This window comes from Planctomyces sp. SH-PL62 (assembly GCF_001610895.1).
In the GTDB taxonomy this organism is placed as follows: Bacteria; Planctomycetota; Planctomycetia; order Isosphaerales; family Isosphaeraceae; genus Paludisphaera.
Genome location: NZ_CP011273.1, coordinates 2,402,732 through 2,414,332, shown reverse-complemented (window position 1 = coordinate 2,414,332; position 11,601 = coordinate 2,402,732). Strand labels below are relative to the sequence as shown.

Sequence of the window (11,601 nt, the reverse complement as noted above, 5' to 3'; positions counted from 1 at the left end):
AGCCTCGGGGCGAGCCGCGGACTTGACGAAGGCGTTGGTTTTCCGAGCCCGGGGCCGCGACCCTCCCCGCGTGGCGGGTCGTTCGTCCGGTCTCGGGGATGCGACCGTTCCCTCTGGTAGGCGCGCGACGTTCCACCCCTCCCGGCGAAGGCGCGCGAAGGCGGTCCGGGCTCGTCGCTCGCCCGGTCGGCCGTCTCGCTTCGTCTTCGCCGCATCACCACGGGCGACTCCATCGCCGGGGCGTCATAGTCGCTCGATCCAAGATCGGTTCGAGAACTTCTCGACACGCAGAGTTTCGAGCAGATCTTGTGGGACATCCGACGTCGTAGTGAGAAGAGTGGAGTGGGACCACGCCGAGCGGATCGATTCAGTCAAAATTCTACGCCGTACCGGGAGATTCATCAAGAACTCCTCGTGCGTCCGCCCCCCCCGATAATCGGGCTGACGCCCCGGAGTCCGCAAATAACGCGTGATCCTCGCGATCGGGAAATCGTAGAGGATCGTCGCATGCACCAGGAGCCGCCTCCGGAGCCGCCTCTGGGCGCTCCCCGAGAACTTCCGGCCGGCGATCGTCAGGTCGCCCGAGCCCTTCACCTCCACCGCCGGCGCGACGTGCCGCAGCGATTCGGCGATCCGGCCCAGTACGTACGCCTGGGTCCCGTCCACCGTGACCAGCTCGGGGGCGGAATCCATGGCCAGGACGACCGTCACGTTGAGCGCCCCGGGGCCGATCACCACGGTCCCTCCGCCGCTGGTCCGTCGCGCGACGGCGACGCCGTCCTCGCGGCAGCGCCCGACGTCCAGCTCGTCGGCCAGCCGCCGGGAGGACCCCAGCACGACGGCGAAGTCCGGCTGCTCCCAGAAGCGGAGCACGGGGGGGCCGTCGCGCTCGTCGGCGTCGACCAGGATCGCCTCGTCGAGCGCCAGGTTCTCGTGGACGGTCGCCAGCGTCAGTTCGAGGGGGTCGGGGGGCACGCCGCGGGGCCTTTTTTTAGGTCGGCCGTCGTCCCGGCCCCCTGCGGAGGTCGGTGGGGGCGAGTTCGGGGACGGTCGCTCGACGGCGTCTGGTGTAGCCCATTTCCCGAAATAGGGGAAGGCCGTCGGCGCTTCTCTTCCGCGCCGCCCGAGGGACGGCCGCGAGGGCCGACTCGCGTCGTCCTCCGCGGGCCGTCCCGCGTTTGCGGACTCAGAAATTCTCGTCGGCGTCGATGCGGAAGACCTGATGGCACTCGGTGCAGTTCTTGTTGATGGTGTTGAGCTGGTCCTTGGCGTCCTTCTGGGTGGAGTCGGCCTTGGCGGCGATCTCGGCCAGCTTCTCGGACTCCTTGACCCAGACGTCGATCAGCTCGTCCCACTTCTTCACGGGGTCGTCCTGGCCCTTGGCGGCCTTGGCGGCCTCGTTGTGGGGCTTGGACTCCTTGGCGAGCTTGACCCATTCCTTGGCGGCCTTCTCGACGTCCGACTGCGACTTCTTGTAGGAGGCGACGTTGCGGACGCCCTTGGTGATGACGGCCTTCTGCTTCTGCACCTTCTCCATGATCTGGCCGAGCGCGGACTCCTCGTCGGACGAGCCGGAGAAGGCCGTCGCGCACAGGCCGAGGCCGAAGGTCAGGCTGGCGGCCAGGGCGATCCATTTGCGCTTCATATCTTCGGTTCTCCTGGGATCGGGGGAATCGGAGGGACCGTCGGGATGGAAAAACGGGGTAGGCGCGGTGGGTAGGCCGAAACCTCGCCGTTCGGTCCGGGGAACCTTAATCTATACCGCGCGACCGGCTCGATCAAGGATGGGGCCCCGCGCGTCATGCGGGGGGCGTCGGGGCGGAGGCGCCTTGTCGGCGTCGGCCGCGCTGGGCGATGATTCTCCTGTCGGCGCATCGGTTTCGGGGCGACGTCCCCTCGGGATTCTCTTTCTGCGGACGGTTATGAGCGAGCCACTGAATTATCGATCGGCGGGCGTGGACCTGACCACTTATGACGAGACGATGGCTCGCCTCCCCCCCCTGATGCGCCGGACGTTCACGCCCCGCGTGATGGAGTGGAAGGACGGCTTCGCCGGGCTCTTCCGGCTCGACGCCAAGCTCGGCCTCTTCTCGCGGACCTATCGCGACCCCGTCCTGGTCGCCTCCACCGACGGCGTGGGGACCAAGCTGAAGCTGGCGGTGGCGACCGGCCGGCACGACACCGTGGGGATCGACCTGGTGGCGATGTCGGTCAACGACTGCCTCTGCGCCGGGGCCGAACCCCTGATCTTCCTCGACTACGTCGCCATGAGCAAGGACGACCCCGAGCTGACCACCCAGGTCGTCAAGGGGATCAGCGACGGCTGCATCGAGGCCGAATGCGCCCTGATCGGCGGCGAGACCGCCATCCTCCCCGAGTTCTACCAGCCCGGCGAATACGACCTCGCCGGCTTCTGCCTCGGGGTCGTCGACCGCAAGCGGCTCCTGGACGGCCAGGACGTCCGGATCGGCGACAAGGTCATCGGCCTGGCCTCCTCGGGCCTGCACTCCAACGGCTACAGCCTGGCCCGCAAGATCGTCCTGGACCACGCCGGGCTCAAGCTCGACGATCGCGTCGAGGCCCTGGGCCGCACCGTCGCCGACGAGTTGCTCCAGCCGACCCGGATCTACACCCGGCCGCTCAAGGAAGTCTACCGCCACTACCGGGTCAAGCGGATCGTCCACGCCATCGCCCACATCACCGGCGGCGGCCTGATCGACAACCCCCCGCGGATCCTCCCCGACGGCTGCAACATCCGCCTGAAGCGCGGGTCGTGGGCGGTCCCCCCGGTCTTCACCTGGCTCCAGCAGCTCGGCGGCGTGGCCGACGAGGAGATGTTCCGCGTTTTCAACATGGGGATCGGCATGGTGGTAGTCGTCGCCGACTACTACGCCGAGTCGATCGTCCGCCACCTCAACCAGAAGGCCGACGTCCCGGCCTGGATCATCGGCGAGGTCGTCCCCGGCGCTCGCGAGGTCGAGTGGGCCTGACCCCCGCGAGCCCGGCCCGGCGGGCGGAACGAAGCGATTCGGAGGTCGCTTCGTTCTTTTCGGGGCGGCCGGACGTATAATGCACGGACCTTTCGCTCGGCTCGGCACGCGTAGACACATCCGGGGGATCATGGCATGACGGCCGGCGCCCAGACGCGGACCCAGGGCAAGCTCCTGGACTACAAGGAGTTCATCGAGCACCAGATCGCCCTCACCCGAAGGCGGATCAAGTACACCGACCTGGTCACCGCCTGCCTGACGCTGGCGGCGGGCCTCGCCCTGGTGCTCCTGATCGAGGTCGTCCTCGACCACGCCTTCGGCCTGCCGGTCTTCGTGCGCCGGATGATCCTGATGGCCGGGACCGTGTCGGCCGCCGCCTTCATCCTGATGCGGGTGGTCCGGCCCCTGGCGATGTCGATCAACGCGATGTACGCCGCCAAGACGATCGAGGGGGCCGACCCCGACATCAAGAACAGCCTGATCAACTATCTGGAAATCCGCCGCGACCCGGCCCGGGTCTCCAAGAACGTCATGGCCGCCCTGGAGTCCCGCGCGGTCGCCGACCTGACCCAGATCGAGCTCGACGACGTGGTCGACCAGCGGCGGGCCATGCAGACGGCCTACGCGCTCTGCGGCGTGATCGTCGCCTTCTGCATCTACGCCGCCTTCACCCCCAAGAGCATCCTCGACTCCACCAAGCGCGCCTTCCTCGCCGACGTCGTCCGCCCCACCAACACCAAGCTGGTGAACATCAAGCCGGGAGACGACCCCGAGCTGGCCGAGATCGTCGCCGGCTCGCACGTCCAGTTCTCGGTCGACGTCCAGGGCGTCCGCCCCGAGAAGGTCAAGCTCCACTACAGCGCCGACGGCGGCAAGTTCTACGCGGTCAAGGAGTTCGACCCGGGCAAGAACTACTACGACCCGTGGGCCGCGACCCTGACGAACCTCCAGCAAAGCCTGGACTACTTCGTCACCGCCAACGACGCCGAGTCGCTCCATTACGAGCTGAAGGTCCTCCCCGCGCCGATGATCGAGTCGGTCATGATCGACTACGAGTTCCCCCGCTACACCGGCGTCCCTCCCCGCACGGACATTGAAGGGGGGAACGTCGAGGCGCTCGAAGGGACCATCGTCACGGTCCACGCCCGGACCAACGAACCGGCCCGCGCGGGCTCGCTGAACCTGACCGCCGGCGCCTCCGCCGGGATGACCGTCTCGGAGGCCGACCCCCGCGAGCTGACCGGCAAGTTCAAGGTCGAGAAGACCGGGACCTACACGATCAACTTCCGCACGACCGGCGGCCAGCTCAATCCGAACCCGGTCGTCCACGACATCCTCGCCCTCCCCGACCGCCCCCCGGCCGCCCGGTTCGTCAAGCCCGAGCGCAGCGGCGTGAAGGTCCCGGCCAACGTGCCCGTCGACCTCGTCATGACCGGCGACGACGACCACGGCGTCAAGGACGCCACCCTCCACGTCATGCTGGGCCAGGAAGCCCTCGTCACGAAGAACGTCCTTGAAGGCCGCCCCCCCCGCCCGGCGTTCGAGGACGCCGAGATCCTCGACCTGGAACAGCTCAAGGTCCCCGCCGGCTCGACCCTCACCTACTGGCTGGCCGTCCGCGACAACCGCGAGCCCACCTCCAACCGCATCGAAACCCCGCGCTGGACCCTGGAAGTCGGCGACCCCGTCGCCCCCCAGGAAAAGCAGGAGATCGAGCAGCGCCAGGCCGAGGAACGCGAACGTCGCGAGCGCGAAGCCCGCGAGGCCCAGCAGAATCAGCCCCCGCCCCCCTCCGACCCGACCCAGGAACAGGACCCCGCCCGGCAGGCCGAGCAGCCCCTCGAGCAGCCCGACCAGGCTCCCCAGGGCGAGAGCCGTCCCGACGGCGGAACCCCCCGCGACGAGCGTCCCGCCCCCGATCGCGGCGAGAACCCTCCCGATCGCCAGCCCGGCGACGCCGACGAGGACCCCAACGCCCAGCCCGGCGAGAATCCCGGCGGCGAGCCCGGCCGCAACCCCGACCCCGCCGACGCCGAGAAGTTGCGGCGCGCCAAGGAATTCCTCCAGAAGAAGGGCCTCCTCGACAAGGACCCCGGCCGTCCCCAGGACCAGCCGGCCAACCCCGGCGCGCCCGGCGGCGACCAGTCCCGCCAGGGCGACGAACAGCCCGGCGAACGCCCCCGCATGCAACAGCCCGACGCCGCCCCGGCGCCAAGCCCGCCCAGCCCCAGCCCGCCCCCAACGCCGACAACCGCACCGGCGAAGTCAACCCCGGCGAGCGCCCCCAGAATCCAAACCAGCCCGGCGAGCAGAAGTCCGGTCAGCCCGGCGATCAGAAGTCGGGCCATCCCGGCGATCAGAAGTCGGGCCAGCCCGGGGATCAGAAGTCGGGCAGCCCGGGGATCAGAAGTCGGGCCAGCCTGGCGACCAGAAGTCCGGCCAGCCCGGGGACCAGAAGTCGGGGCAGCCCGGCGATCAGAAGTCGGGCCAGCCCGGGGATCAGAAGTCCGGCCAGCCCGGCGATCAGAAGTCGGGTCAGCCCGGCGATCAGAAGTCGGGCCAGCCCGGGGACCAGAAGTCCGGGCAGCCCGGCGATCAGAAGTCCGGCCAGCCTGGCGATCAGAAGTCGGGTCAGCCCGGCGATCAGAAGTCGGGCCATCCCGGCGATCAGAAGTCGGGCCAGCCCGGAGACCAGAAGTCCGGCCAGCCTGGCGACCAGAAGTCCGGGCAGCCCGGGGATCAGAAGTCCGGGCAGCCCGGGGATCAGAAGTCGGGCCAGCCTGGCGACCAGAAGTCCGGGCAGCCCGGGGATCAGAAGTCGGGCCAGCCTGGCGACCAGAAGTCCGGGCAGCCCGGGGACCAGAAGTCGGGCCAGCCCGGGGATCAGAAGTCCGGCCAGCCCGGCGATCAGAAGTCGGGTCAGCCCGGCGATCAGAAGTCGGGCCAGCCCGGGGACCAGAAGTCCGGGCAGCCCGGCGATCAGAAGTCCGGCCAGCCCGGCGATCAGAAGTCGGGTCAGCCCGGCGATCAGAAGTCCGGCCAGCCTGGCGACCAGAAGTCCGGCCAGCCCGGTGATCAGAAGTCGGGCCAGCCTGGCGATCAGAAGTCGGGCATGGAGAAAGCGGCCTCCGAAGAGGCGAATCGCGAGACGGGCGAGCAAAAGGAACGAGCGGGGCGTCCTGAGAAGGGTCAGGAGAGGCCCGGCGATCCGGCCTCGGAGCCTCGCCCCGACGGTGTGAAGCCGGAGGACGATCGCGCGACCGACGAGAAGACGAACGACCAAACCAAGGGCGCACGCGAGCCCCGGACCGGCGAGCCGTCGGAAAAGACCGCGGACGGCCGCAAGCCCGAGTCGACCGAGGCCGAGAAGAACGCCCGACGCGAGGACCAGAAGGACCGAGAAGAGGCCGCGCGCCAGGCCCAGGCCGCCGACCCGAACGCTCGTCCCGACCAGCGGGTGCAGGACCCGAATGCCCCTCGGGATCCCAAGCAGACGGATTCGAGGCCCGACGATCCCCAGGCGCAGGAGCGGGCGCGCGCCGGCGAACAACCCGCGCGGAAAGACGCCCAGACGAAGGATCAAACCAAGGACCAGCCCAAGGCGTCCCCCGACGCGAAGGCCGAACCTAAAAAGGACGACAAGACCGGCGACAAGAAGGAGGAGCCGGGCAAGTACGTCTCGCCCAAACCCAAGGACCCCGAAAAGGCGGCCGAGAAGCGTGCCAGGCCCGAGGGCCAGCCCGAAGAGAAGCCGGCCGAAGAACCGGCCTCGCCCCAGGAGCAGCCCCGCCAACGCCCCAACGACGCCTCACCCCCGACCGATCCGTCCATGCCCCCCCCCAAGGGCGACCAGTCCCAGAGCCAGCCGCAGGACCAGAAGTCGGATCAGCCGCAGGACCAGAAGTCCGGTCAGTCCGGTCAACCTGGCGATCAGAAGTCGGGCCAGCCGCAGGACCAGAAGGCCGGTCAGCCGCAGGACCAGAAGTCCGGTCAACCCGGCGATCAGAAGTCGGGCCAGCCTCAGGACCAGAAGTCCGGTCAATCCGGCGACCAGAAGGCCGGCCAGGCTGGAGAGCAGTCGGGCCAGTCCGGCGACCAGAAGTCCGGCCAGGCCGGCGACCAGAAGTCGGGCCAGGCCGGCGGCAAATCGGGTCAGCCTGGCGATCAGCCGTCAGGTCAACCGGGAGATCAGAAGACTGGGCAACCCAGCGATCAGAAATCCGGTCAGCCCGGCGACCAGAAGTCGGGCCAGGCCGGCGGCAAATCGGGTCAGCCCGGCGATCAGCCGTCGGGGCAGCCTGGCGACCAGAAGTCCGGCCAGGCTGGTGAGAAATCCGGTCAGCCCGGCGACCAGAAGTCCGGCCAGGCTGGTGAGAAGTCCGGTCAGCCTGGAGACCAGAAGCCGGGCCAGCCTGGGGAGCAGTCCAGCCAGGCCGGCGATCAGAAGTCCGGTCAGGCCGACCAGAAGTCGGGCCAGACCGGCGAGCAGAAATCGGGTCAGGCCGAGGCTCAGAAGTCGGGCGGATCGGGTGGCCAGCAGTCCGGCCAGCCGAGCGGCGGCCAGGGGGCTGCGAATCCCACGGGCGGTGGGGGAACGCCGGAGGGCGGGTCGCTTCCGGGGGGCGCGGAGCGGGAGGCGGAGCCGGCGGGCGAGGTCCGGCAGAGGGACGACGCCTCGGGCGAGTCGGTGGCCCCGCGCGACCAGGACCAGTCCGAACTGGTACTCCGGACGATCCGCGACATGCTCGACAACAAGGCCGACACCTCCGACCTGGAGGCGGCGACCGGCATGAGCCGGACCGAGATGGAGCAGTTCGTCAAGCAGTACGAGAAGGTCAAGTCCGAGCCCGCGGGCCCCGGCCGCGACATCCCGATCGAGCCGGGCGAATCCGGCGAATCGGCCCGCGCCGAGCCCGGCCTTCCCGGCCTCGGCGAGCGCGCCCGGTCGTCCAGCAAGTGGATCAAGGAGCGTGGGGGGATGCCCCAGGACGAGGTCCGAGCCAACCAGGAGGGCCTCCGCTTCGCCCCCCCGGCCGAATTCCGGGGCAAGGTCGAAAGCTACAAGAACGCCCTCTCCCGCCGCCCCGCCGCCGCCTCCGGCCGACCCGCCCAGCCGAAGCCGGCCGACGGAACCCCATGAGTCGACCGGGGGGCCGGTCGAGGAGCGAGAGCCGCGCGAGACCCGTCGCGTCCGACCTCGATCGCCTCGACGCCCCCCCCTCGGCCGGTAAGGAGGTCCGTCTGCGTCCGTCTCCTGGTAGAATCCTCCCGGACCTTCCCGCTTCCCGCCCAGGCGATCTCCAGAGATGACGACCCCCCTGCTCCTCCCCCGGCGATACCTCGTCGGTTTCGACCCTCGCGAACTCCCCCACCACTTCGCCGACGTCGTGGTCGTCGGCGGCGGCATCGCGGGCCTCCGCGCGGCGCTGGGGGTCCCGGCCTCGGCGCGGGTGCTGGTCGTGACCAAGGACGAGGTCCGCGAGAGCAACAGCAGCTACGCCCAGGGGGGCATCGCCGGGGTGATGGACCCTGAGGACCGCGTCGAGGACCACATCGCCGACACGCTCTCCGCCGGCAAGGATCTCTGCGATCCGAGCGTGGTCGACCTGGTCGTGCGCGAGGCCCCGAGCGGATCCGCGAGCTGATGGAGATGGGCGCCCACTTCGACACCGTCGGCGGCCAGGTCGCCCTCGGCCGCGAGGGGGGCCATTCCCACGCCCGCATCGTCCACGCCCTGGGCGACGAGACCGGCCGCGAGATCATGCGCGCGGTCATCGCGCAGGCCCGAGCCCGGGAGAACATCCGGATCTGGCAGAACTGCACCACGGTCGACCTGCTGACCCTCGACGGCCGCTGCCGGGGGGTCCTGGTTTGGGACAAGCGCCGGGGGTTCGCCCTGGTCTGGGCGCGGGCCGTCGTGCTGGCCACCGGCGGCGCGGGGCAGCTCTTCCGCGAGACCACCAACCCGTCGATCGCCACGGCCGACGGCCACGCCATGGCCTACCGCGCCGGGGCCGAGCTGCGCGACATGGAATTCATGCAATTCCATCCCACGGTCCTCTACATGGCCGGGTCGGCGAGGCACCTCCTGACCGAAGCCCTGCGCGGCGAGGGCGCCTACCTGCGCGACTGCGAGGGCCGTCGCTTCATGTCCGACTTCGACCCTCGGGCCGAGCTCGCCCCGCGCGACGCCGTCTCGCAGGCGATCGCCGCCCAGATGGCCAGGACGCGGCATCCCAACGTCTACCTCGACCTCACGCACCTCGACGCCGACGCGATCCGAAGCCGGTTCCCGGGCATCGACCGCATCTGCCGGGGATTCGACCTGGACATCACCCGCGACCTGATCCCCGTCTGCCCCGGCGCGCACTACATGATCGGCGGCGTGACCGTCGACGACTACGGCCGCAGCTCGCTCGACGGCCTCTGGGCTGCCGGCGAAGTCTCCAGCACCGGGCTCCATGGCGCGAATCGGCTGGCGTCCAACAGCCTGCTGGAAGGCCTTGTCTACGGGGCCCGCGTCGCCGAGGACGTCGCCGCCCGGCTCGACGCGACCGGCCCCTGGCAGCTCGAAGTCCCGGCGATCGCCGCGGCGACCCCGCGCGAGCGTCGACCGGCCATCGACCTGACCGACCTCCGCGAATCGCTCTGCGCCCTGATGTGGCGGCGGATGGGCATCACCCGAGACGCGGCCGGGCTCGCCGAGGCCGCCCAGCAGGTCGACCGCTGGTGCCGCTACGTCCTCCCCCACGTCTTCGACGACCCCGCCGGCTGGGCCGTCCAGAACATGCTCACCACCGCCCGCCTCATGATCGCCGCCGCCGCCGAGCGCACCGAATCCCGAGGCGTCCACTTCCGCTCCGACTTCCCCGTCACCGACCCCTCCTGGCGCCGCCACATCCCCGTGCGGGCACCGGGCGAGCCGAACGAGCCGGCAGGCGTGAGCCGATGAGCCGGTCGCTTCGGCCGGCCCACCGGAGCGAAAGCCGCGATCAGCGCGAAGCCCGCCGCCGCGCCGCCCAGGCCGCCGCGCCCAGGAGCGCCGCGACCGTCCAGGCCGGCTCGGGGACGGGGGTGGCGGTGAGGAAGTCGATCTCGCCCACGGCGAGTTGCACGTTGGAGTCCGGGCTCGGCGGCTCACCGAGCCACCCGTCTGGACGCTCGGGGAGTCGGCCCAGCAGGTAGACCTTGGCCTTGGGGAAGTCGCTCAGAGCCAGGTCGGCGGGGACGGGATCGCCGGGCCAGACGACGCGCTGCTGGCCTTCGAGGAAGATGGAGACGCCGTAATCCGGCCCCTTCGAGTAGTCGGGAAGGTCGCTCCGGATGTGGAGTTCGATCGCGGGCGACGGCCGGTACTCGGGGCGCATCGTGGACCATGAGTCGATCGTGAGATCTCCCTCGGAGCGGACCGTCGGTCCCCCGTCGATTCGCAGCTCGATGCCGGAGCCGTCGGTCGACCCGTCCGGGAGGCGATGTGCGCCGAAAACATATTGTGCGAAGTCGCCGCGCGAATTGGGATACTCGAAGGACTGCACGGGCAAGGCCGCGTCGTCGTAGGTGAAACTCCCAGTGAACCGCGTCCCTGGCGCGACGCCCGTCGAGGCTTCCGCTTGAGTGAGCACGCCCCCGAAGTCATAGCGGATCGGCGCGGCGGCGGCGGGGACCGCGATCAGCAGCAGTACCGGGGCGAATCGGAGGATGAGGGTGCGGCGATTGGTTCGGGCCATGGCGCGCCTCCTGGCGCTATCGGGGGAGGATCTTCCAGATCGAAATTCGGCCGTCGACCGGCCCCTGTTCAGCCGGCGTTCCGGCGTCGTCGCGCGGCCCAGGCCGCCACGCCCATCAGCGCCGCGACCGTCCACGCCGGCTCGGGGACGGGGGTCGCGCTCAGGGTGTCGATCTTACCCAGATAGACGAGGTCCGGCGCGGACTGCAACGGGGGAAGGACGACCAGGTCACTCGTGGAGAATTGCTCCAGCAGGAGCTGGGGAGGCAGCGAGCCGACCCCCTGCATGTTCTGGCCGCGGAACACGAGGTAGAACTCACCCTGGTCGTCGTTGCGGGGCCCGCCCCGGAACACGAGGTTGAGGTTGATCCCCTCGCCGATCGGCGACGGTTTCGAGTTGGACTCGATGGTGAGGCCGTCGATCCGTAGCGGCAGCGGCTCGTCGCCGATGCGGACCTCGATCCCGGAGCCGTCCGGAGTGGGGTCGTCGGGGTGATGCGTCCCGTAGGCGTACTCTTTGTAAGCGCCGCCCCCCTCCTCGGGAACCGTCTTGATGGCCTGCGCATCGGGGTCGTACACGAAGCTCCCGGAGAATCGCGAGCCGACCTCCTCCGAGCCGTACGAGTGCGTCACGACCCCGCCGAAGTCGTAGCGGATCGGGGCCGCGTCGGCGGGGGCCGCGAGCACGAACAGCAGCGCCGGCGCGAGCCGGGCGACGAGGGCGTTCTTCCCTGAGCGGGACATGGGGCGACTCCGTGCCGGGGTGGGTTCGGGCTCGCGCCGGTCCTGGCGCGAGCCCGCATCAAGCTGCGAACCTCGAAACGTCGAGACCTTACGCAGATTCGCTCGATGCGTCAATGCAACTCCGACGGACGCTGATAGGTC

At 69.9% G+C, this 11,601-nt stretch carries 8 protein-coding genes and 1 pseudogene; 5 read left to right on the top strand and 4 right to left on the bottom strand.

Features of this window, described 5'->3' with window-relative positions; genetic code table 11:
- Positions 1 to 243 precede the first annotated feature (243 nt).
- Together VT85_RS09295 and VT85_RS09290 are read right to left on the bottom strand one after the other, a co-directional pair.
- The gene (locus VT85_RS09295) at positions 244 to 975 is read right to left on the bottom strand and encodes a biotin/lipoate A/B protein ligase family protein (protein ID WP_068413719.1); all 732 of its coding nucleotides are present in this window, start codon (positions 973 to 975) and stop codon (positions 244 to 246) included.
- A 211-nt stretch (positions 976 to 1,186) separates the two neighbouring features.
- Positions 1,187 to 1,645, bottom strand: a complete 459-nt coding sequence (locus VT85_RS09290) for a cytochrome c (protein ID WP_068413718.1) — start codon at positions 1,643 to 1,645, stop codon at positions 1,187 to 1,189.
- Positions 1,646 to 1,922: 277 nt separating this feature from the next.
- Here VT85_RS09290 and purM point away from each other — a divergent pair, with 277 nt between their 5' ends.
- The 5 genes and pseudogenes from purM to VT85_RS29980 all read left to right on the top strand — a co-directional run bounded on the left by purM (position 1,923) and on the right by VT85_RS29980 (position 9,942).
- Positions 1,923 to 2,990 carry a phosphoribosylformylglycinamidine cyclo-ligase gene (purM, locus tag VT85_RS09285; RefSeq protein WP_068413715.1) on the top strand — a complete coding sequence of 356 codons (1,068 nt, stop codon included), beginning with the start codon at positions 1,923 to 1,925 and terminating at the stop codon, positions 2,988 to 2,990.
- A gap of 135 nt (positions 2,991 to 3,125) precedes the next feature.
- Complete coding sequence (locus VT85_RS29055; protein WP_068413712.1) at positions 3,126 to 6,065, top strand: hypothetical protein; 2,940 nt, start codon at positions 3,126 to 3,128, stop codon at positions 6,063 to 6,065.
- Between the two features lie 37 nt (positions 6,066 to 6,102).
- The gene (locus VT85_RS29050; protein WP_068413710.1) at positions 6,103 to 8,130 is read left to right on the top strand and encodes a hypothetical protein; all 2,028 of its coding nucleotides are present in this window, start codon (positions 6,103 to 6,105) and stop codon (positions 8,128 to 8,130) included.
- A 166-nt stretch (positions 8,131 to 8,296) separates the two neighbouring features.
- Positions 8,297 to 9,423, top strand: a pseudogene (locus VT85_RS29985) (L-aspartate oxidase); the annotation flags it as partial.
- Positions 9,424 to 9,648: 225 nt separating this feature from the next.
- Complete coding sequence (locus tag VT85_RS29980; RefSeq protein ID WP_409999944.1) at positions 9,649 to 9,942, top strand: hypothetical protein; 294 nt, start codon at positions 9,649 to 9,651, stop codon at positions 9,940 to 9,942.
- Positions 9,943 to 9,982: 40 nt separating this feature from the next.
- Here VT85_RS29980 and VT85_RS09265 read toward each other — a convergent pair whose 3' ends face one another.
- Positions 9,983 to 10,717 carry a hypothetical protein gene (locus tag VT85_RS09265; protein WP_068413708.1) on the bottom strand — a complete coding sequence of 245 codons (735 nt, stop codon included), beginning with the start codon at positions 10,715 to 10,717 and terminating at the stop codon, positions 9,983 to 9,985.
- 68 nt (positions 10,718 to 10,785) lie between these two features.
- Positions 10,786 to 11,460 carry a hypothetical protein gene (locus VT85_RS09260; protein ID WP_068413706.1) on the bottom strand — a complete coding sequence of 225 codons (675 nt, stop codon included), beginning with the start codon at positions 11,458 to 11,460 and terminating at the stop codon, positions 10,786 to 10,788.
- Between the last annotated feature and the right edge of the window lie 141 nt (positions 11,461 to 11,601).